At 70.1% G+C, this 22,214-nt stretch carries 16 protein-coding genes; 5 read left to right on the top strand and 11 right to left on the bottom strand.

The features are described from left to right. The first annotated feature begins 33 nt into the window (after nucleotides 1-33). Nucleotides 34-675: a DsbA family protein gene (locus ACIQ9E_RS14950; RefSeq protein WP_403706889.1), complete on the top strand. Its 642-nt coding sequence runs from the start codon at nucleotides 34-36 to the stop codon at nucleotides 673-675. A 216-nt stretch (nucleotides 676-891) separates the two neighbouring features. On the opposite strand, the gene ACIQ9E_RS14945 is transcribed toward ACIQ9E_RS14950, so the two are convergent. From ACIQ9E_RS14945 to ACIQ9E_RS14935, 3 genes are all read right to left on the bottom strand, one after another. Further along, nucleotides 892-1,527 carry a superoxide dismutase gene (locus ACIQ9E_RS14945; protein WP_403706887.1) on the bottom strand — a complete coding sequence of 212 codons (636 nt, stop codon included), beginning with the start codon at nucleotides 1,525-1,527 and terminating at the stop codon, nucleotides 892-894. Nucleotides 1,528-1,683: 156 nt separating this feature from the next. Further along, nucleotides 1,684-2,688, bottom strand: coding sequence for an NAD(P)-dependent oxidoreductase (locus ACIQ9E_RS14940; RefSeq protein WP_403706885.1), 1,005 nt, complete (start codon nucleotides 2,686-2,688; stop codon nucleotides 1,684-1,686). 193 nt (nucleotides 2,689-2,881) lie between these two features. Continuing rightward, a complete protein-coding gene (locus ACIQ9E_RS14935; RefSeq protein ID WP_403706883.1) occupies nucleotides 2,882-4,306 on the bottom strand; it encodes an amino acid permease in 1,425 nt (474 codons plus the stop codon). Nucleotides 4,307-4,848: 542 nt separating this feature from the next. Here ACIQ9E_RS14935 and ACIQ9E_RS14930 point away from each other — a divergent pair. From ACIQ9E_RS14930 to ACIQ9E_RS14920, 3 genes are all read left to right on the top strand, one after another. Further along, entirely contained in the window at nucleotides 4,849-5,433 is a 585-nt protein-coding gene (locus tag ACIQ9E_RS14930; protein WP_403706881.1) for a biotin transporter BioY, read from the top strand. Nucleotides 5,434-5,577: 144 nt separating this feature from the next. Beyond that, nucleotides 5,578-6,066, top strand: coding sequence for a ribose-5-phosphate isomerase (locus tag ACIQ9E_RS14925; RefSeq protein WP_403706879.1), 489 nt, complete (start codon nucleotides 5,578-5,580; stop codon nucleotides 6,064-6,066). Nucleotides 6,067-6,152: 86 nt separating this feature from the next. Then, nucleotides 6,153-6,977: an Fpg/Nei family DNA glycosylase gene (locus ACIQ9E_RS14920; RefSeq protein ID WP_403706877.1), complete on the top strand. Its 825-nt coding sequence runs from the start codon at nucleotides 6,153-6,155 to the stop codon at nucleotides 6,975-6,977. A gap of 40 nt (nucleotides 6,978-7,017) precedes the next feature. Here the strand turns inward: ACIQ9E_RS14920 and ACIQ9E_RS14915 are convergent, their stop codons facing one another. Continuing rightward, the gene (locus tag ACIQ9E_RS14915; RefSeq protein ID WP_403706875.1) at nucleotides 7,018-8,241 is read right to left on the bottom strand and encodes a GNAT family N-acetyltransferase; all 1,224 of its coding nucleotides are present in this window, start codon (nucleotides 8,239-8,241) and stop codon (nucleotides 7,018-7,020) included. A 239-nt stretch (nucleotides 8,242-8,480) separates the two neighbouring features. Here ACIQ9E_RS14915 and ACIQ9E_RS14910 point away from each other — a divergent pair, with 239 nt between their 5' ends. Beyond that, nucleotides 8,481-9,587 (top strand): PP2C family protein-serine/threonine phosphatase, encoded by a 1,107-nt coding sequence (locus tag ACIQ9E_RS14910; RefSeq protein WP_403706873.1) that lies wholly within the window; start codon nucleotides 8,481-8,483, stop codon nucleotides 9,585-9,587. A 339-nt stretch (nucleotides 9,588-9,926) separates the two neighbouring features. On the opposite strand, the gene ACIQ9E_RS14905 is transcribed toward ACIQ9E_RS14910, so the two are convergent. The 7 genes from ACIQ9E_RS14905 to ACIQ9E_RS14875 all read right to left on the bottom strand — a co-directional run. Continuing rightward, on the bottom strand, nucleotides 9,927-11,036 hold the full coding sequence (locus ACIQ9E_RS14905; protein ID WP_403706871.1) for a prephenate dehydrogenase: 1,110 nt from the start codon (nucleotides 11,034-11,036) through the stop codon (nucleotides 9,927-9,929). A 59-nt stretch (nucleotides 11,037-11,095) separates the two neighbouring features. After that, nucleotides 11,096-12,328, bottom strand: a complete 1,233-nt coding sequence (locus ACIQ9E_RS14900) for a PLP-dependent aminotransferase family protein (RefSeq protein ID WP_403707392.1) — start codon at nucleotides 12,326-12,328, stop codon at nucleotides 11,096-11,098. A 110-nt stretch (nucleotides 12,329-12,438) separates the two neighbouring features. Continuing rightward, nucleotides 12,439-13,614, bottom strand: coding sequence for an alpha-hydroxy acid oxidase (locus ACIQ9E_RS14895; RefSeq protein ID WP_403706869.1), 1,176 nt, complete (start codon nucleotides 13,612-13,614; stop codon nucleotides 12,439-12,441). After that, entirely contained in the window at nucleotides 13,611-14,759 is a 1,149-nt protein-coding gene (gene hppD, locus ACIQ9E_RS14890; RefSeq protein ID WP_403706867.1) for a 4-hydroxyphenylpyruvate dioxygenase, read from the bottom strand. Before hppD ends, ACIQ9E_RS14895 begins: the two co-directional genes overlap by 4 nt. A 151-nt stretch (nucleotides 14,760-14,910) precedes the next feature. Next, nucleotides 14,911-15,852 (bottom strand): TauD/TfdA family dioxygenase, encoded by a 942-nt coding sequence (locus ACIQ9E_RS14885; protein WP_403706865.1) that lies wholly within the window; start codon nucleotides 15,850-15,852, stop codon nucleotides 14,911-14,913. Between the two features lie 102 nt (nucleotides 15,853-15,954). Then, nucleotides 15,955-16,764 (bottom strand): alpha/beta fold hydrolase, encoded by an 810-nt coding sequence (locus ACIQ9E_RS14880; protein WP_403706863.1) that lies wholly within the window; start codon nucleotides 16,762-16,764, stop codon nucleotides 15,955-15,957. Nucleotides 16,765-16,838: 74 nt separating this feature from the next. Further along, on the bottom strand, nucleotides 16,839-22,214 hold a 5,376-nt coding region (locus ACIQ9E_RS14875; RefSeq protein ID WP_403706861.1), incomplete at its 5' end, for an amino acid adenylation domain-containing protein.

Raw genomic sequence — 22,214 nt, 5'->3', positions numbered from 1 at the left:
GGCACGACCGGCGCCGGTTTCCCGAGGAGAGACATGTCTGACAACGGCAGGACCCCCGTCGACTTCTGGTTCGACCCCCTCTGCCCCTGGGCCTGGATGACCTCCCGCTGGATGCTGGAGGTGGAGAAGGTGCGGGACGTCGAGGTCCGCTGGCATGTGATGAGCCTGGCGGTGCTGAACGAGGACAGGATGGACGAGCTGCCCGAGCAGTACCGGGAGGGGCTGAAGGACGCGTGGGCCCCGGTCCGGGTGGTGGCCGCCGCCCGCGAGCTGCACGGCGACGAGGCCGTCGGCCCGCTGTACACGGCTCTGGGCACCCGTTTCCACAACGAGGACCGGGGGACCGGCCGGGACACGATAGCCGACGCCCTGAAGGACGCCGGGCTGCCCGCCGAGCTGATCGACTACGCCGACCGGGACACGTACGACGCCGAGGTGCGCGCCTCCCACCAGGAGGGCATCGACAAGGTCGGCCAGGAGGTCGGCACCCCGGTCATCGCCGTTCCCGGGGCCGACGGCGAGCAGATCGCCTTCTTCGGCCCGGTGGTGACGCCCGCTCCGCAGGGGGAGGCGGCGGCCCGGCTGTGGGACGGCACGCTGCTGGTGGCGGCCACGCCCGGCTTCTTCGAAATCAAGCGCACGCGTACGGCGGACCCCGACTTCTCCAACCTCTGATCCGCAGCCGCAGCCGCAGCCGCACCCGCGCGGCCCGGCTCCTCTCCGGCGACCCGCCCCCGGCCGGGTCACCGGGGAACGGAAGGACCCCCGCGAGTCACGTCCTCGCAGGGGTCCTTCTTCTTTCCGCCCGCACGTGAAGGTTGAGAAGACGATCACGAGCAGGACGACGGGGTACGGCCGGGGCCCCGGCCCCGGCCGTGCCGGTTCACCCGGTCAGGGGGCGATCAGCGGGGTGCGCTCCTTGGCCTGCTCGTAGCGCTTGGCGACGTCCTGCCAGTTGACGACCTGCCACATCGCCTCGATGAAGTCGACCTTCTGGTTCTTGTACTGAAGGTAGAAGGCGTGCTCCCAGGCGTCGAAGACCAGGATCGGCACCGAACCCTGGCCGACGTTGCCCTGGTGGTCGTAGACCTGCTCCACGATCAGCCGGCCGCTGACCGGCTCGTAGGCGAGCACGCCCCAGCCGGAGCCCTGCGTGGTCGCGGACGCCTTCGTCAGCTGCGCCTTGAACTTCGCGAACGACCCGAAGGACTCGGCGATGGCGTCCCCCAGCTCGCCCACACCGTCCTTGTCGAGGGGCTCGCCACCGCCGTCGCCGGTCATGTTGTGCCAGTAGATGCTGTGGAGGATATGGCCGGAGAGGTGGAACGCGAGGTTCTTCTCCAGCCCGTTGATCGCCCCCCACGCGTCCTTGTCCCGCGCCTCGGCGAGCTGGTCGAGGGTGTCATTGGCGCCCTTGACATACGCGGCGTGGTGCTTGTCGTGGTGCAGCTCGATGATTTCCGGGCTGATCACCGGCGCAAGAGCGGCGTAGTCGTACGGCAGTTCGGGCAGCGTGTAGATGGCCATGGTGTGTCCGGTCCCTCCGGTGACGCTTATTGCACATTCTATGCAACTGCACGCTACCAGCGAGAACGGCCGACGCCGCGTCGTGCATTGGACCTAGTCCTCCGGTCGGGGGGGCTTGTCGGCCCGTCTCCGCACCGTGCCCGGAGACCGGGGGTGTTACGGGTGATCGCGCCCCACCGCGTAACGCCGTATCTCCGTGGCGATGAACGCTGCCGCCTTCCGGGCCACCTCCCGGCTCGCGCCGCCCACATGCGGTGTCAGCACCAGGTTCGGGGTGGCGAAGAGGCGGGATCCGGGGCGCGGTGGCTCCTCCTCGTAGACGTCGAGTGCCGCCGCGGCCAGATGTCCGCTGTCGAGCGCGTCGCAGAGGGCCTCGGTGTCCACGATCGCCCCGCGGGCCGTGTTCACCAGGACCGCTCCGCGCGGCATCAGGGAGAGTTCGTGCGGTCCGATCATGCCGCGGGTCTCACGGGTGAGCCGGGCGTGCAGGGTGAGCACCCGGGAGCGGACCAGCAGCGCCTCCAGGGACGCCGTCCGGGTGCCGTGGACCTCGCCGCGCGCATAGGGGTCGTACACCGAGACGGCGGAGCCGAACGCGCCCAGCACCCGGGCGACGCGGCTGCCCACCGCCCCGTGTCCGACGACCCCGACGGCGGTGTCCTCCAGCTCCGTACCGCTGTGCTCGTAGGTGTAGCAGGAGCCGTCCCAGTGGCCCTTCGAGGTGAGGGAGCTGTGCGCCTCGGGGATACGGCGCATGGCGCAGAGCATCAGCCCGAGGGTGAACTCGGCGGTGGCCGCCGCGTTGCGGCCGGGCGCGCAGACCACCCGGACGCCGCGGTCCCGCGCCGCCGCCACATTGACGTTGACGGGCCGGCTCCGGCAGAGCGCGATCAGCTTCAGCGCGGGCGCCGCGGCCAGCACCCGTTCGGTGAAGGGCGCCATCTGGGTGACGCACACTTCGACCCTGTCCAATGCGGCGATCAGGGCGTCCTCGCTGTCGCTGGCCTCCTCCACTTCGCCGACCGGACCGAAGGGCTCCAGCGGCCAGGGCAGGGTCAGCTCGGTGAGGTCGAGCGCCGCCGCGTCCGCGAGATCGCGTCTGAGGGCCTCGGCGATCAGGGCGTTGCGGACGAAGTGATCACCGGCAGCCAGGACTCTCATACATCGCCTCCGCGTATGCGGCGCGGGCCCACCGGTCCCTGACCCGATCTCCCGGCCGCCCCACCGTCCGTCGATCCGTCGATCCGTCGTTGGGGCATCGCCGTCCACCGGCGTGCGGGGTCGGTCCGTGCGATCCGTCGACGGGATCCGAGCTTGGAACCGCGGGGGCGGAGCGTCAATCCGTCGTACGGGACTATCGCTCCATGCGTGCGGACCGCTGCCGTGCGTAGCCGATCGCCGCGAGGACGGCCGTCAGCCCGCCGGTGTAGTAGAGCTGCGTACGGGTGTCCGGCTCCCGGGCCATCAGCAGGAAGACGGCCACCATTCCGGCCAGCGCCAGCCAGGTCAGATAGGGGTACGCCCACATCCTGACGACCAGCTTCGACGGGTCCTCCCGCTCGGTGCGGCGGCGCAGCACCAACTGCGAGACCGCGATGAAGATCCACACGACGAGGATGATCGCGCCGATCATCTTCAGCAGCCACATGAAGACGTCGTCGGGCCGCCAGTAGCTGAGCAGGACGCAGCCGAAGCCGAAGAGCGACGAGGCGAGGACGGCGTACCGCGGGACTCCGCCCGACGTCCGGCCGAGCTTCGCCGGTCCCTGGCCGCGGGCGACCAGGGAGCAGGCCATCCGGGAAGCCCCGTAGATGTTCGCGTTCATCGCGGAGAGCAGGGCGATCAGCACGACCACGTTCATGATCTGGTCGGCGCCCGGGATTCCGAGGTGGTCGAGGGTGGCGACGTACGGGCCCTTGGAGACGACATCGGGGTCGTTCCACGGAACGAGGGTGACGATGACGGCCATGGAGCCGATGTAGAAGACCGCGATCCGCCACATCGCGGTACGGACGGCCTTGGCCACGCCCTGCACCGGGTGCTCGGACTCCGCCGCGGCGATGGAGACGGTCTCCAGACCGCCGTACGCGAAGACGGAGGCGAGCAGTCCGACGATCAGTCCGTCGACGCCGTTGGGCATGAATCCGCCGTCGCCGGTGAGATTGGCCGTGCCGGGCGCGTCGGTGCCGGGCAGCAGTCCGGCGATGGCCAGCCCGCCGATCACCAGGAAGAGCGCGATCGCGCCGACCTTCAGAGCGGCGAAATAGAACTCGAACTCGCCGAAGTTCTTCACCGCCGCAAGGTTGGTGAGAGAGAAGACGATCATGAAGAGGGCGACCCAGGCCCACTCCGGGGTGCCCGGCAGCCAGCCCGTCATGATCTTCGCCGCGCCGATGCCCTCCAGTCCCACGGCGACGCAGAGCAGGAACCAGAACGCCCAGCCGGAGGTGAATCCGGCCCAGGGGCCGATCGCCCGCTCGGCGTGGACGGAGAACGAACCGGAGGCCGGATTGGCCGCCGACAGCTCGCCCAGCATCCGCATCACCAGCATGACCAGCAGTCCGGAGAGCGCGTACGCCACGACGATGGAGGGACCGGCGGCGGCGATGCCCGCGCCGGAGCCGACGAAGAGCCCGGCGCCGATGACCCCGCCGAGGGCGATCATCGACAGATGGCGCTGCTTGAGGCCGTGGGAGAGCGTGATATCGGCCGGGCGGCGCTCGCCGCCGTTCTGCCCGGTGGGTTCCGCCTGCTCGGCGGGGGCGGAGGTACGGGACATGGGACGCCCTCTTCGCTAGCGGTCGGGGTTCGGGGAGATTCCTCGGAGGGCCCACAGTCTGAGTGGGTGTACCGGCCAGAGGGAACGGGTGTCCGCTATACGGTCACCGGGCTCACACATCGTATCCACGGACTACCCGTGGGTAGCCTCGGATCCGGTCCGGCGCTCTTTTGGTGAGATCCTACAGAACCCGTCCCCTCCGGCCCCGGGGTCCGGAGGTCTGCTGGGCGCGTGACCAGCGTCACGTACCGCCCGAGGCGTGAACGACGCTTTGTGGGTTCCCCATGAACGGCTCCGGGTTCCCTTTGTCGGCGGCTGATGGTGAAGCGGTCCGGGACCGTCGGTTACGGTCACCGTGTCCCCCCGCCGACCGCCCCGTCCCGGCCCCATTCCCTGCCGTTCTCCGCCGTTCTCTGCTGTTCCCTGCTGTTCCCTGCTGTTCCCTGCTGTTCTCCGCCGCGCTCTGCCGCCGGGCGTCCGCCCGCCCCGCCCCACGCGCACCCCTTTCTTCCCGCCTTCCTCTCTCACCTTCCGGAGATCCGATGAGTACTGCCACCATCACCTCCCGTCCCGGCGCGGTCCTCGCGGACCTGATCCCCGCCTCCCGGGCCCGCGATATCGCACTCGTCGTCGGCGGCGCGGCCCTCACCGGTCTGGCCGCCCAGATCGCCGTCCCGATCCCCGTCTCCCCGGTGCCCGTCTCCGGGCAGACCTTCGCTGCGCTCCTCGTCGGCACCGCGCTCGGCGCCCGCCGGGGTCTGCTCTCCCTGGCGCTCTACGCGGTCGCGGGCGTCGCGGGCATGCCGTGGTTCGCGGAGGGCGAGTCCGGCTGGGGCATGCCGTCCTTCGGCTACATCCTCGGCATGCTGCTGGCGGCCGGTGTCGTCGGTGCCCTGGCCCGCCGCGGCGCGGACCGCTCCGTATGGCGTACGGCGGCCGCGATGGCTCTCGGTTCGGCGATCATCTACGCGATCGGCGTCCCCTATCTCGCGCTCGCGACCGGGATGACGCTCTCGCAGGCGGTCGCTGCGGGGCTCACCCCGTTCCTGATCGGCGACGCCGTGAAGGCGGCCCTGGCGATGGGCGCCCTGCCCACCGCCTGGAAGCTCGCAGGCCGCAAGGGCTGAGCCGGCCGCCCGCCCCGGGCCTGCCGCGGGATCCGGGCGCCGTCCGGCGCCCGTGCCCGAAGACCCGGCCGCCTGCCCGGCACCCGGCCGCCTGCCCGGCACCCGGCCGCCCTCCGGCGGCCCGGCCCGTGCCACACTCGGACCATGCGCGTGTACCTCGGTTCCGACCATGCCGGATACGAACTCAAGAACCACCTCGTCGAGTGGCTCAAGGCCCACGGCCACGAGCCCGTCGACTGCGGTCCCCATATCTACGACGCCCTCGACGACTACCCCCCCTTCTGCCTGCGCGCCGCCGAGCGCACCGCCGCCGACGCCGACAGCCTCGGCATCGTCATCGGCGGCTCGGGCAACGGCGAGCAGATCGCCGCGAACAAGGTGAAGGGCGTCCGCGCCGCGCTGGCCTGGAGCGAGCAGACGGCGGCGCTGGGCCGCGAGCACAACAACGCCAACGTCATCGCCGTCGGCGGCCGGATGCACTCCGTCGAAGAAGCCGTGAAGTTCGTGGAGATCTTCCTCAACACGCCGTACTCCGGCGAGGAGCGGCACACCCGCCGTATCGAGATGCTCTCGCGCTACGAGACCACGGGCGAGCTGCCGCCGATCCCCGAGGGGCACCCGCAGCAGCCGTAACACCTCCTCCGCGCCCCCGCCGTCCGCGGGGGCGCGGCCGTTTCCCGAAACCCCGTGCCGAGCCCGTCCCACCGAGGAGCAGTACCGTGCCCGAAGGGCATACGATCCACCGGCTCGCCGCCGACCACCGGGACCGGTTCGCCGGCCGTCCGGTGCGGGTGAGCAGCCCGCAGGGGAAGTTCTCCGACGCGGCCGCGCTGCTCGACGGCGGGACGCTCCACGAGACCGAGGCGCACGGCAAGCACCTGTTCCTCGGCTTCGGCGGCCGGGGCTGGGTCCATATCCACCTCGGACTCTTCGGCCGGGTCGACTTCGGTACGTCCCCGATGCCGCCGCCGCTGGACACGGTCCGGCTGCGGCTGGCCGTCCCCGGCGCCTTCATGGACCTGCGCGGCCCGACCGCCTGCGCCCTGATCACCGAGGCCGAGAAGACCGCGATACACGACCGGCTCGGCCCGGACCCGCTGCGCCCGCCCGGCGATCCGCTCTCCGGCTCCCCGGACCGGGCCTGGGAGCGGATCAGCCGCTCCCGGACGACGGTCGCCGCCCTGCTCCTCGACCAGAAGATCGTCGCGGGCGTCGGCAACGTCTACCGCGCCGAGGTCCTCTTCCGCCACGGCATCGACCCCTATCGCGCGGGGCGCGAACTGCGGCGCGCGGAGTGGGACGCGATCTGGGCGGATCTGGTGGAGCTGATGCACGAAGGCGTACGGCACAACCGCATCGACACCGTACGCCCGGAGCACACGCCGGAGGCGATGGGGCGCGCGCCGCGGGTGGACGATCATGGCGGCGAGGTCTACGTCTACCGCCGCACGAACCTGCCCTGCCATGTGTGCGCGACGCCGGTCAGAACCGCCGGTCTGGCGGCCCGCAATCTCTTCTGGTGCCCCGGCTGCCAGCGCCTCTGACCCTTTCCCCGCCCCGGGGCCCGGGGCGGGGGAGCGGTCGTCAGAAGTCGTGCGAGTGCCAGGGCGCCGTGGTGGAACCGAACGCCGCGTCGGCGCGGGCCAGTGACCCGGGCCGCAGCTCATGGACCGCGCCCGCCCCCGCCAGGGAGGTGAGCGACGTGCCGCCCAGGAAGGCCGCGCCCAGCGTCCGTACCGGAAGGGCCAGATCGGCCGGGTCCGCCGTACGCTCGCAGACCGCGCCGGAGCTGTCCGCCGACAGCTTCCAGCGGCCCGTGTTCCAGCCGCAGAACTCGTCCTCGACCTCCAGGACGATATCCACCGGCGCCGCGTAGTCCCGTGCCGTCAGCGCCGCGCCGACCTCGACCAGCCGGACGTACAGCCCGTCCCACTGCCGCAGCCCGCACCGCCGCACATCCGACACCAGATGCAGCAGCGGATCGTCGACCGGCATGCTCCGCTTCGTCAGCGTCGACGTCAGGTCGATGCCGAAGAGATAGCGCCACAGCGCCGCCCGCGACGCCGGGTCGTCGGCCTGCAGATCCTGCACCTCCACCGTGCCCGCAGGGCCCGACGCGTCCCACGCCGAACGGTTGCGGTACCGGGCGAACCCCGTGACCTCGCCGTCCGTCTCCGCGAGCACGCACAGCAGCGGCGCCGACGGATCGCCGTCCAGGATCTGGATACCGTCCCAGCCGGGCAGCCGGGCGATCATCCCCGGTCGCCGCGGTACCGCCCGCGCGTAGACGGCCTCGCACTCCGCCAGCGAATCCGTGAGCGGGGCCGTCCGTATCCGGACCGCGTCCGTGCCCTGCGGCAGCGGCCCGAGGCGCACCCGCGCGGTGTCGATCTCCGCCCGAAGGAAGCGGCTCGCCGCGCCGTAGCCGAAGCGGCCGTAGATCGCGGGCTCGGACGCCGTCAGCACCGCCAGCGGCTCACCCGCCTCCCGCAGATCGCCGAGCTGCCGGCGCATCAACGCACCGAGGATGCCGCGCCGCCGGTGGGTGGCCGCGACGCTGACCATGGAGACCCCGGCCATCGGCGTCGAACGCCCGCCGGGCACGGTGACCTCGAAACGGAACGAACCGGCGGTCCCCACACAGAGTTCGCCGTCCCGGGCGGCCAGCGCACGGCCCGGATCCGTGATACCCCGCACCGCCTCCTGGTGTTCGGGGCCCTTGGAAGCACCCCCGAAGGCGCCCTCCAGAACGCCGTACCACTCGTCCCATTCCATTGCGGACAGCACATGCAGCTCAGTACTGGTCATACGGTCATCCCTACCGCAGCGGACCCACGACTACCAGCGGGTTTTCCGCTGCCCCAACAGCCCCACAGGTGCCAGGGAGTGAGTCCGGTCATATGCCATGATGATCGGGCGATATATCGACAGTGCGATCCGATTTCGAACGCATTGTCTGAGGGGTCCCCCTGCACGAACGGCCGATGGGTCGATAGGGTCACACGACAATGGCCCACCGCAACGCAGCAGCGTCGATGAGGGCCCGGATGCGCAAAGCAGTGCACCGGGTCCGGGTCGCGCTGCGCAAATCCGCCGTCGATTACTTCCGCGGTGACGGCTCCGACACCATCGCCCTCGCCGGGCTCCTGCTCACCGTCCCCCTGCTGACCTGGGGCACCACCCTCAACTCCGAGTGGATCTCCCCGGCCGCCCTGGTCCTGCCGATCGTGGCCGGGGCCCTGCTGCTGCGCCCCGCGAGCCTGCTCGGGCTCTACGCCGCCTGTGCGGGCGGGCTGATCGTGGAGTCCTTCGCCCTCGGACCTTACGGGGACGGCCCGGCCCGAGTCACCCCGGGCATTGTGCTGGTCGTGGCCGCCTGCGGGTTCTTCGGGCTGCTCATCGCCCAGTTCCGGGCCCGGGTCGGAGTGCCCTGGCGGCGCGGCGGCACCATGCTCTTCGACCTCCGCGAACGCATCCGCGTCCAGAGCGCCCTGCCCAGGCTCCCCAAGGGCTGGCACCGCGAGATGGCGCTCCGCCCGGCGGGCGGCCAGTCCTTTTCCGGCGATTTCGTCGTCGCCGCCCGTACCAACGGCGGCCGGACCCTGGAGATCGTCCTCACCGACGTCTCCGGCAAGGGCATGGACGCCGCCTCCCGCGCCCTGCTGCTCTCCGGTGCCTTCGGCGGACTCCTCGGCTCGCTGCCCCCGCACGGCTTCCTGCCCGCCGCCAACGGCTATCTGCTCCGCCAGGACTGGGACGAGGGCTTCGCCACCTCCGTCCATCTCGTACTGGACCTCGACTCGGGCGACTTCGAGCTCTACTCGGCCGGCCACCTCCCGGCGCTCCAGCTCAGCGCGGGCAGCGGCATCTGGGAGGAGAAGGCCGCCGAGGGGCCGCTGCTCGGGGTGTACGACGGGGCGCAGTTCGACCCGGTGAAGGGGTCCCTGCGTCCGGGTGACGTACTGATGCTCTTCACCGACGGGCTGGTCGAGGCACCGGGCCGCGACCTCAGCGAGGGCATGGACCGGCTGACCGGCGAGGCCGACCGCTATGTCCACACCGGATTCGAAGGTGCCGCCTGGCATCTCATCGAAGCCGTCGCCAAGGACGTCAACGACGACCGGGCCCTGCTGCTGCTCTGCCGCGGCACCTGACGACTCCCGCTGAGGGGGTGCCTTCCCGGGATGCCCCCGGACCGGTGCCCGGACCGGTCTGCCGCGTTGGGAGAGCCGCGTCCCGCGTTCTCCGTCCTTCCCGGTCCTTCCTGGTCCTTCCCGGTGTCTGATCCGGGCGAGGCCTCTCCGTCGCCTCCCGGCGCCCGGTACGGGCGCGGCTTCTCCATGGTTCCCGGTGCCCGGTACGGGCGCGGCCCGCCCGGCAACCGGCCCGCGCGGGCGGAGCTGTTCGCGCGGTAGCGGCCCGGGGGGGGGGGGGGGGGGGGGGGGGGGCCCCCCGCGCCCCCCCCCCCCCCCCCCCCCCCCCCCCCCACCCCGTTATGCGCCCTGACCGCCCGGCCAGTCCGCGAGGCGTACCGTCCAGCCTCCCGTGCGCAGCTCGTCGGCGAGGGCACGGGCCAGCACGGGCAGCACCGCGAGCCGGGCCCGGCCCATCAGCTGATCGGACGAGTGTTCTATGTCGATGTCCTCGATGTTCACATCGGCCCGCGCCGCATCCGACAGCAGCCGCGCCAGCTCTCCCGGGCTGTCACCCACGGAGACCTCCACGGATGCGAAACCGGCATCCGGCACACCGTGCTTGCCCGGGATCCCCGCGCGCCCCTCCACACCCAGCTGGAGCAGCCTGGCCAGCTCCGCCGCCCCCTCGGCGGCCGTCTCGCCCCGCTCCTCGACGCGCCGCAGCGCCCCGGCCACCGCCGCCGCGTCCGAGGCCAGCGCCTCCAGCACATCGGCCACCGGACCGGCGTTCGCCGACAGGATGTCCGTCCACAGGGCCGGGCTGCCCGCCGCCGTTCTGGTGACATCGCGCAGCCCCTGCCCGGCCAGCCGCAGAGCGGACTCGCTGCCCTGAAGCAGCCGCGCCGCGGTGAGGCTCGCCACCAGATGCGGGACGTGCGAGACCAGCGCCACCGCGCGGTCGTGGGCCTCCGCATCGAGCAGCACCGGCGTGGCACCGCACAGGGACACCAGCTCCAAAGCGCAGTTCAGCGCGGGATCGCCGGTGTGCTCGGTGGGGACCAGCACCCACGGCCGGCCCTCGAAAAGATCGGCCCGCGCCGCGAGCGGCCCCGACCGCTCCCCGCCGGCCAGCGGATGCCCGCCCACCACGGTGGTCAGCTCGCAGCCCAGTGCCTCGATCTCCCGGCCCGGCAGACCCTTCACACTGGCCACGTCGGTATAGAAACGGGCCGCCCCCTGCTTCTGCAGACCGGCCAGGACCGGGGCCACCTGCACCGGAGGAACAGCGAGTACCGCGACGTCCGCCACCCCGGAAGGCTCCTGAGCCCGCCCGGCGCCGAGTGCCTCGGCCGTGTGCACGGCGGTCGGATCAGTGTCGAGCAGATAGGTGTCGACACCCCGCCGCCGCAGCGCCAGGGCGACGGAGGTACCGACCAGACCGGTCCCCGCTATGACCGCAGAGCGCATACGCCACCCCAATCCCCGTTCGGCTCCCCTCGGGAGCCCGAAGTCCATCCGATGCCACGTCAACCGATCCGGCGGGCCACGAGGGCGGCGAACCTCTCCAGCCCCAGGTCGATCTGTTCCTCGGTGACCAGACTGAAGGACAGCCGGATCTGACGGGCCGCCGCGGGATCCGAGCTGAAATGACACATCGGCGTCCACAGGACACCGTGGTCGCGGGCGGAGATCTCCAGCAGCTTGTCGTCGGCCGGGAACGGCACGTTCACCACGAGGAAGAACCCGCCCCGCGGCACATTCCAGCTCACCCCCGAACCTCCACCGGGCGGGAAGTGCCGGGACAGACCGGCCAGCAGCCGCCGCAGATGACCCCGGTACACCACGATCTCGCGTTCGTTGGCCCCGTACAGGTCGCAGCCGTGCGCCAGCAGCTTGCCCGCGATCACCGCCTGGGCGATCGGCGAGGTGTTCACCGTCAGCATGCTTTTGATCTTCGACAGCTGGTCGGCCAGCAGACCGACCCGGCCGTCCGCGTCGGCCACCGACTGATCAGCGACCAGATAGCCGATCCGCGCCCCGGGCAGACCGGTCTTGGCGAACGACCCCAGATACACCACCCGGCGCCGCGCGTCGAGCGCCTTCAGCGTCGGCAGCCGTACCCCGTCGGCACTGAAGTAGCCGTACGGATTGTCCTCCAGAAGCAGCAGATCCTCCCGCTCCGCGAGATCCAGCAGCGCATGCCGCGTCTCCAGGTCGAGACTGACCCCCGACGGGTTGGAGAAATCCGTCACCAGATAGCAGGCCCGCGGCCGCAGCCCACGCGCCCGCGCCTCGCGTACGACCGACGTAAGACTGTCCAGGTCCACACCACGAGGCCCGCCCACCACGTCCAGGACCGGCATGTCCAGGAGCCGGGCGGCCCCCGCCAGGCCCACGTAGCCCGGCGACACCGCGAGAACGACGTCCCTGTCGTCCGCCCGCAGCGCCCGCAGCACCAGGAACATCGCCTCCTGGCACCCCACGGTCACCACCACGGACTCGGGATCGGCCGAGATGCCCTCGTCCACCTCCAGATGGCGGACGATCAACTCGTGAACGATGCCCTTGGTGCGCCCGTACTGGAAGAGCACCCGGCGCACCTCGGCATCGTCGTAGCCCTTCTCCTCCTTGAGGTACCGCTCGAAACGCCGCAGATAGTCGTGGACGAGAGAGGTGTCCCAGAACCCCTCGAAGGGACGGCCGGGCGCGAACGACACCGCGTCCGGAAACCGCTGGGCGATCTCGTTGAGGAAGTTCATCGAGCCCAACGCCGGATCCTCGAGAGAGCTGTGCAGCACCGATGTGTGCAGCTGCGCCCCCTCCTGCGGACCGGGTTCCCGCCCGCTCGACTGCCGGGGAAGATCTGACGTCACCACAGCACCGGCCCTCCACTGCCCGCCGCGTCGTCGCCCAACGGCCCCCGCACGGTCCGCAGGTGCCGTGCCTCACCCACCTCGCGGCACCCTGCCAGCCCGATGGCGTCGCGCAACTCCTCCGCCAGCAGTCCGAGAACGCTGCGAGCGCCCTCCGCACCACCCGCAGCGAGCCCCCACAACAGCGGACGCCCGACGAGTACCCCGTTCGCCCCCGACGCCAGTGCCTTGAGGACGTCGATCCCACTGCGGATCCCACTGTCCAGGAGCACCTCGCAGCGCCCGCCGACAGCAGCGCACACCGCAGGGAGGGCGTCGATGCTCGCCACCGCGCCGTCCAGCTGCCGCCCGCCGTGGTTGGAGACGACGACGGCGTCCGCCCCGGACTCCACCGCCCGTACCGCGTCCGCCGGATCGAGCAGCCCCTTCACGATCAGCGGCAACCGGGTGCGGTGTCTCAGCTCGTCGAGATCCCGCCAGTTCAGCGACGGGGCGAACGCGACGCTCGTATGCGCCGCGAGGGCCGAGCTGCCCGGGACCGCCCGATGGGCCGCGGTCGCCGGGCCCGCCGTGAGATTGGCGGCGACGACATCGTCCGGCAGCGCGAAGCCGTTGCGCATGTCACGGAGCCTGCGGCCCATCCACGGAACGTCCACCGTGAGCATCACGGCGGCGCAGCCGGCCTCCTCCGCCCTGCGTACCAGGTCGAACGTGAGGGCGCGGTCGCGCAGCCAGTAGAGCTGGAACCAGGTCGTCGCCCCGGCCTCGGCCACCCGCTCCAGCGGGAAACTGCTCAAAGTGCCCACAGTGAAGGGAATCCCGGCTTCCTTCGCCGCACGCGCCGCCGCGAGTTCGCCTTCCGGGTGCACCAGCTTCTGGTAGCCGATGGGCGCGGTGGCCACCGGCATGGATACCCGACGTCCGAGCAGTGTCGTGCCGGTATCGCACTCCGACACGTCCCGCAGGGCCCGTGGCACGATCCGGATCCGTTCGAGGGCGGCCCGGTTGCCGGCGAGAGTACGCTCCCCGCCACTCCCGCCCGCCACGAAGTCGCGTACCGCGTCAGGGAGTACGCCGGCGGCGGCCCGCTCGACGTCACCGAGACAGACGCCGGCACCGGGGAGCAGGCCGCCTACGGGGCCCGCGGCGGGCGAGAGGCCATGGGCCGTCACCGAGACCAGCCGTTCTCCCGCTGCCGCTCCAGCTCCACGGCCTCGTACAGGGCCTTGATGTTGGAGGAGCCGAACGTCTTCGCGCCGAGCCTTTCGATGACCTCGAAGAAGAGCGTGCGCCGTGCGTGCGTCGCGCGCGTGAAGATCTGGAACAGCTGACCGGCGTGGTCCTCGTCGACGAGGATGTTCAGCTCTTTCAGCGCGTCCAGGCCGTGCCTGCGCAGCTCCACCCGCTGTCCGAGCAGTTCGTAGTACGTCGGCGGAGTACTGAGGAACTCCACTCCGCGGCCGCCCAGGGTACGCACCGAGCGGGCGGCATCGTCGCTGGAGAACGCGATGTGCTGCACTCCCGAACCGTCGTGGTTCTTGAGGAACTCGTCGATCTGCCCGGGGTCGGCCAGCGGGTCGGGCTGGATGACGGTGAACGTGATGTCGCCGGACCGGCTCTGCACCACCTTCGACAGCATGGCCTGCGAGCCGACGACGATACGTTCCTCGAATATCTCCGTGAAACCGAGGGCCTGCTCGTAGTACGTGATCGTCCTGTTCAGCTCGCCGATGTTCACACACACGGCGAAGTGGTCGATCTCCAGGAGCCCCGGATGGTCGGCCCCGGCCGCGGCCCCGGTGCCGTGCGCATCGGAGCCGACCGCGACGAAGCCCGCGGGGAGTCCGAGCGGGTCCTCGCCGTCCCGCTGCACCAGACTGTGCACCACGTCACCGAATCCGGACACGGTCGCGGTGGCGACCACTCCGGGGCCTTGGTGGCGCGCCGGTTCCTCGATCGGACGGGCACCGTGCGCCACGGCGTGGGCGAAGACCGCCGCCACGTCCGCGGTCCGCAGGGCGATGCGGGCCACCCCGTCCCCGTGGGAGTGGACGTAGGCGGAGGCGGGGTGTTCGTCGCCGGTGCCCTCCGTCAGCACCAGCACGATCCGGCCCTGGCGCAGGGCGACGCTGCGGAAACCCTGCTCGGGCGAGCCGGCGGTGCCGATGACGGCGAATCCGTACTCGCCCGTCCAGCCGGCGACCTTGTGGTCGAGGTTCTCGACGTAGATTTCTACATGGTCCAGCCGGAGGTCCTCCACGGGCGGACGGTCGTTCCCCGTCTCGTCACGACGGCCGGTGTTCGGTGTGCGGGTCATGGTGTGGGTGATCCTGTTCGTCCAGGGAAGAGGTGGGCAGGAGGGACGCAGGCGGACGCCGCCGGGTGACGTTTGGCGACGTCGGGTGACGTCCGGTTGTGCCGGGCGGCGTGGGACGGGCAGAGGAAGCCGGGCGGTCCGCCGGGCGGGCTCAGTCGGACATCGCGACCAGGATTCGGCGCGCACCGGTGAACGGCCGCCGACCGTGCGCCAACAGCACGTTGTCGATGAGCAGGAGATCCCCGGTCCGCCACTCGACGTCCACAGCAGCCTCCAGCCCCTTGTCCCGTACCTCGATCACGTACTCGGCCGGAATCGGACTGCCGTCGGCGAACCTCACGGACTGGGGAAGCTCCTCCTCCGGGAGGATCTGGGCGAGTTCGGCGGCCATGTCGTCGCCCAGGGCGGCCGGATGCCACTGGTCGGACTGGTTGAACCACACCTCGGCCCCCGTCACCGGATGGCGCACGGTGGACGGCCGGACCTGGGTCACCCGGAGACCGCCGTCCCCCAGCCACTCCCACTCCGCCTTCGTACCCTTGAGGAAAGCCTCGACCTCTGCCCGGTCACCGGTCTCGAAAGTGTCCTGCCAGCTCTTGCCGAGGCCCGCTCCGCCGTGGAGGTTCTGCGTGTAGCGCACCCCGCCGGCGAAGGCCTCACGGATCTCGGGGGCCAGCGACTCCAGCCAGACCGCACCGTCGACCACCGGGGTGGCGCCACCGGTGGCCGGTTCCTGTGCGGCGAAGAAGAGCAGCCGAGAAGGCCAGGCATAGGCGTAGGAGAGTTCGTTGTGCATGGAGATCGTCAGTTCGGACGGGTACTCCGTCGAGGTGTAGACGTTGCTGCCCACCTTGCTGCGCGGCGAGTTCCCATGGACGTACGCGAGCCGAGTGGGCAGCAGGAGGTCCATCACCGAATCGAGAGTTCCCTCGTCGACCCGGAAGCCGCGGAAGATCAAAGCCTTCTCACGGATGAGCATCTCGCTGATCCGCTCCTTGTCGCCGACGAATTCCGCGAGTCCGGCGGGCGTCGCCTCGACAGCGGCGCTCTCCGCGGTGATCTCCAGCGGCTGCCAGTCGCGGTGCTGAATCATGGAGCCTCGATTCTCTGTTTCGGGTTCGGTCGGCATGAGTGAGGGGAAGCCGGGCCGGCGGGAGGGGGGAGTGGGGGAGGCAGAAGCCGGTGGGCCGGGAGTTCAGGGAACTCGGCGAAAGAACTCCACGATGCTCTTGTTCACGGCCTCGGGATTCTCCAGATACCCGAAGTGGCCGCAGTCGGTGATGCGCTCGAACGTGGCTCGCGGAATAACCTCGGCCACTTCCAGACCCAGTTCGGGAGGCGTCACCAAGTCGTCCTGGAAGGCGATGACATGACAGGGAACCGATATCCCGCGATAAGCGTCGAGGCGCGCCGGTTCGGGTTCGACCGTCATATGCGCCCGCTCCCCAGGGGTGAAACCGGACGTGGCTTCGAGGATGTCCAGCCAGTCGCCGACGGAGACGTCGTCCGCAAGGGTGCGAGGAGACAGGTTCCGCATCGCCTGGACCACCGCGTCGAACCGCGGCGGCAGCTCCACTCCCGAGTCGTAGAGTTCGATTTCCACCGCACTCAGCGCCCGTCGCATGGCGTCCACCCGACCCCTGGTGGCCATGAGGACCATCTGGCGGACCAGCCGTGGATGCGACAGGGCCAGCTCCTGGACCACATAGGCGCCCATGGAGGTGCCCACGAGACGGCACGCGCCGAGCTCCAGGTACTCGGTCAGACCGACGAGATCACCTACGAGATCCTGCACCGTGAAGCCCTCGGCACAGACATCGGTCGGCGGAATACCACGGTTGTCGAAGGTGATGACCCGGTACCCCGCGGCTGTCAGAGCCGGGACCTGATGCAGATGCCAGGCCCGGCCGGAGGTTCCCGACCCCATGACGAGTACCACGGGTTCACCGGGACCGCCGGAGTCGGTGTAATGCAGATTTATTCCGTTCACGGGAATGATGGGCATGACGCTCTCCTACGGCTTCGGTTCAGGGGCCGATATCGCTGTCGACTCGATTTCCGGGTCCAGTCGGTCCGGGGCTATGCGTCCCAATCCGCTTGGAGTCGGTCGAGTTCTTCCTGACTGAGACCGGTGAGCGAGGCATCGACGTCGAAGTCCGCGATGGTAGGCGCGACGTCGGTGAACTGTGCGGCCCCCGCCAGCGCCGCGACGGTCCTGTACTCGAAGACGTCCCGCACGGTGAACACCGTGCCCGTACTCCGTGCCTGCGCGACGAGTTGCAGAGAACGGATGCTGTCGCCGCCGAGGTCGAAGAAGCTGTCGTCGATTCCGATGTGGTCGAGGCCGAGGACGTCGGCGAAGAGGGTGGAGAGGATTTCTTCCTGGGGGGTGCGGGGGGTGCGGCTGGTGGTGGTGTGGGTGGGGTGGGGGTCGGGGAGGGCTTTGCGGTCGAGTTTGCCGTTGGTGGTGAGTGGGAGGGTGTCGAGGGTGACGAAGGCGGAGGGGATCATGTAGTCGGGGAGGGTGCGGGCGAGGTGGCGGCGTAGTTCTTCCCCCGAGACCGCTGTGCCGGTGGTGGTGGTGTAGGCGGTGAGGCGGTCGTTTCGGACGTTCGCTACGGCTTGGGTGATGTGGGGGTGGGTCTGGAGCCGGGTTTCGATCTCGCCGAGTTCGATGCGGAATCCGCGGAGTTTGACCTGGTCGTCCGCGCGGTGGAGGTAGACCAGGTTCCCGTCGGGTGTCCAGTGGACGATGTCCCCGGTGCGGTACATGCGGGTTCCGGGCGGGCCGAAGGGGTCGGCGAGGAAGCGTTCGGCGGTCAGTCCGGGCCGGTGGAGGTAGCCGCGGGCGGTGCCGGTGCCGGCGATGTACAGCTCACCGGGTACACCCGCCGGGACGGGCTGAAGATGCGCGTCCAGGACGTAGACGCGGGTGTTCGCGAGCGGACGCCCGATCGTCACCGCCCCGTCCGCCCGGACGACAGCCGCGGTCGACCAGATGGTGGTTTCAGTCGGCCCGTACACGTTCGTTACGTGGTCCGCCGCTCCGGCCAGTTGTGTTGCCAGGTCTGAGGGGAGGGCTTCGCCGCCGACGAGGATTCGCACCCCGGCCAGCGCACTCGCATCCGCATCTGCCGCCATCGTCCGCCACAGGCTCGGTGTCGCCTGCATGACCGTGATCTGCTCGGTGGTGAGCAGGGCACTCAGTTCACCCGGCTCGTGGACCAGCCCGGCGGGAGCGATGACCACTGCGGCGCCTGCTGTGAGCGGGGCGAAGAGTTCCAGTCCTGCGATGTCGAATCCGACGGTTGTGACGGCCAGCAGCCGGTCTCCGTCCCCGAGTCCGATCCGCTCACGCATGTCCACCAGGAGGTTCGCCAGCGCGCCTCGTGAGACCACGACACCCTTCGGCCGACCCGTCGAACCCGACGTGTACAGAACGTACGCCGCCTGGCGCGCATCCGCACAGCCCGGCAGCATCACCCCCGCACCGGGCTCACGGTCTGCCGCCGCGGCCATCCACTCCTCGTCCACCACCACGACCGGTCGGGTTTCTTCCTGCATGAACGCAAGGCGTTCTGCGGGGAAGTCACCGTCCAGGGGGAGATATCCGCCACCGGCCTTCAACACCGCCAGGAGCGCAACGACGAGGTCGGCGGAGCGGGGCAGCATGACTGCGGCGTATGTCTCCTGGCCCAGTCCGGCTTCGAGCAGCAGCCGTGCCAGACGCTCACTTCGCGCATCCAGCTCTCTGTACGACACCGAAATCCCGCCGAAGACGACTGCCACGGCTTCCGGGACTCGTGCGACCTGTTCCCGGAAGAGGGAGACGGGGTCGGTGGCGGTGGAGAGGTGGGTGAGGGGGCCGGTTGCCCAGTGGTCGAGGACGGCTCGGCGTTCTTCGTGGTCGAGTACGTCGATGTGGCCGATGTGGGTGTCCGGTGCGGTGACGAGGGCTTCCAGGACCCGTACGAACCGCCGGCTCAGCAACTCCGCGCTCTCCTGATCGAAGAGATCCGCACTGAACTCCAACGCGGCTTTGATGCCCTCCTTGTCGCCCAATTCCGCGTAGGACAGGGAGAGGTCGAACCGTGAAGTACCCGTGGTGGTGGGGTGGTGTGCCGCTTTCAGATCGCCGAACTCCATGTCACTGGTGACCGTCGACGTCAGCACATTGGGGTTGAGCATGGTTTGGAAGAGGGGGTGTCGGGAGGGGGAGCGTTCGGGGTTGAGGGCTTCGACGAGGCGTTCGAAGGGGATGTCCTGGTGGGTGTAGGCGGCGAGGTTGGTTTCGCGGGTGCGGGTGAGGAGTTGGGTGAAGGTGGGGTTGCCGGTGAGGTCGGTGCGGAGGACGAGGGTGTTGACGAAGAAGCCGACCAGGTTTTCGAGGGTGTCGTCGGTGCGTCCGGCGATGGGGGAGCCGATGGGGATGTCGTTTCCGGCGCCGAGGCGGGAGAGGAGGACGGCGAGGGCTGCCTGGAGGACCATGAAGGTGCTGGCGTGTTGCTGGCGGGCGAGGTGGGTGAGGGCGGTGTGGAGGTGGGTGGGGATGGTGAAGGTGACGGTTCCGCCGCGGTGGGTGGGTATGGCGGGTCGGGGCCGGTCGGTGGGGAGGTCGAGTTCGGTGGGGAGTCCGGTCAGGGTGTTCTGCCAGTACGCGAGCTGGCGGGAGACCGTCGAGTCGGGGTCGTCTTCGGAGCCGAGGACGTCGCGTTGCCAGAGGGTGTAGTCGGCGTACTGGACGGGGAGCGGGGCCGGGTCGGGGGTCCGGCCGGTGGCACGGGCCGCGTATGCGGTGGTGAGGTCGTGGGCGAGGGGGGTGAGGGACCAGCCGTCGGCGGCGATGTGGTGCACGACCAGGAGCAGGACGTGCTCGTCCGGTCCCAGGCGGAACAGGGTGGCCCGCAGGGGCAGGTCCCGGGTCAGGTCGAAAGTCTCGCCCGCCGCGGCGGCCAGCGCCTCCTCCAGTCCGTCTTCGGTGACGGCCCGCACCTCCAGGTCCGGCCGCGCAACCCCGGCAGGACGCACCACCTGATAAGTACCACCGCTACTGCCGTCGCTGTCGGCACTACCGCCGTCATTGTCGGCGTGGGTGAAGACGGTCCGCAGTGCTTCGTGGCGTGCTACCAGATCTGTGAGGGCATCGCGGAGTGCTTGTTCGTCGAGGGTGCCGGTCAGGCGCAGGGCGACGGGGATGTTGTAGAGGGCGCTGTCGGGTTCGTACTGGTGCAGGAACCACAGCCGCTGCTGGGCGTACGAGAGCGGGATCCGCTGCGGGCGCTCCGCCCGCGCCACCACCGGCGTGCGTGCGGAGGCTGCTTGGGTGAGTTGCTGGGCGAGGCCTGCCACGGTCGGTGCCTCGAACAGGGCACGGACCGACAGCTCCGCACCCAGAGTGCTACGGACACGGGACACCAGCCGTGTAGCAAGCAGCGAGTGGCCGCCGAGGTCGAAGAAGCTGTCGTCGATACCCACCCGCTCCAGGCCCAGCACGTCGGCGAAGAGGGTGGAGAGGATTTCTTCCTGGGGGGTGCGGGGGGTGCGACCTGTCGTAGCGGTGTGGGTGGGGTCGGGGTCGGGCAGGGCCTTGCGGTCGAGCTTGCCGTTCGCGGTCAGTGGGAGAACATCGAGAGCGACGAACGCCGAAGGAATCATGTAATCGGGGAGGGTGCGGGCGAGATACCGGCGCAGCTCCTCCCCGGGTACCGCTGTGCCGGTGGTGTAGGCGGTGAGACGTTCCCCGCGGACGGTTGCGACGGCCTGGTCGACGTCCGGATGAGCCCGCAGCAGAGTCTCGATCTCACCCAGCTCGATACGGAATCCGCGGACCTTGACCTGATCGTCCGCACGGCGCAGATAGACCAGGTTCCCGTCGGGTGTCCAGTGGACGATGTCCCCGGTGCGGTACATGCGGGTTCCGGGCGGGCCGAAGGGGTCGGCGAGGAAGCGTTCGGCGGTCAGTCCGGGCCGGTGGAGGTAGCCGCGGGCGGTGCCGGTGCCGGCGATGTACAGCTCACCGGGCACACCCGCCGGGACGGGCTGAAGATGCGCGTCCAGGACGTAGACGCGGGTGTTCGCGAGCGGACGCCCGATCGTCACCGCCCCGTCCGCCCGGACGACAGCCGCGGTCGACCAGATCGTCGTCTCGGTCGGCCCGTACACATTCGTTACGTGGTCCGCCGCTCCGGCCAGTTGTGTTGCCAGGTCTGAGGGGAGGGCTTCGCCGCCGACCAGGATTCGCACCCCACCCAGCGCACCCACCGCACCCGCATCCGCATCCGCATCTGCCGCCATCGTCCGCCACAGGCTCGGTGTCGCCTGCATGACCGTGATCTGCTCGGTGGTGAGCAGGGCACTCAGTTCACCCGGCTCGTGGACCAGCCCGGCGGGAGCGATGACCACTGCGGCGCCTGCTGTGAGCGGGGCGAAGAGTTCCAGCCCCGCGATGTCGAATCCGACGGTTGTGACGGCCAGCAGCCGGTCCCCGTCCCCGAGTCCGACCCGCTCACGCATGTCCACCAGGAGGTTCGCCAGCGCGCCTCGTGAGACCACCACACCCTTCGGCCGGCCCGTCGAACCCGAGGTGTACAGAACGTACGCCGCCTGGCGCGCATCCGCACAGCCCGGCAGCACTACCCCCGCACCGGGCTCACGGTCCGCCGCCGTGGCCATCCACTCCTCGTCCACCACCACAACCGGCCGGGTCTCTTCCTGCATGAACGCAAGACGATCCGCAGGGAAGTCACCGTCCAGCGGCAGATACCCCCCACCGGCCTTCAACACCGCCAGCAACACCACCACCAGCTCCACCGAACGCGGCAGCATGACCGCCGCAAACCCCTCCCGGCCCAGCCCCGCCTCCACCAGCAACCCCGCCACACGCTCACTCCACGCATCCAACTCCCCATACGACACCGAAATCCCGCCGAAGACGACCGCCACGGCTTCCGGGACTCGTGCGACCTGTTCCCGGAAGAGGGAGACGGGGTCGTGGTCGGTGGAGAGGTGGGTGAGGGGGCCGGTTGCCCAGTGGTCGAGGACGGCTCGGCGTTCTTCGTGGTCGAGTACGTCGATGTGGCCGATGTGGGTGTCCGGTGCGGTGACGAGGGCTTCCAGGACCCGTACGAACCGCCGGCTCAGCAACTCCGCGCTCTCCTGATCGAAGAGATCCACACTGAACTCCAACACGGCACGAATATGTCCTGCGTGACCTCCGTCCGGAGCCTGGAGTTCCTGAAACGCGAAGAGCAGATCGAACTTCGACACAGCGGCGTCCGCGTTCACAGGACTCACGTTGAGTCCGGGGAACCGTCCGGCACTCGCTATGGCTGCCGGATCGACGTTGTGCAGGGTGAGCATGGTTTGGAAGAGGGGGTGTCGGGAGGGGGAGCGTTCGGGGTTGAGGGCTTCGACGAGGCGTTCGAAGGGGATGTCCTGGTGGGTGTAGGCGGCGAG

Origin of the sequence: Streptomyces sp. NPDC094448 (genome assembly GCF_044763775.1) — a bacterium.
Classification (GTDB): Bacteria; Actinomycetota; Actinomycetes; order Streptomycetales; family Streptomycetaceae; genus Streptomyces.
The sequence above is the reverse complement of the archived record's forward strand: the minus strand, read 5'-3'. Positions and strand labels throughout refer to the sequence as shown.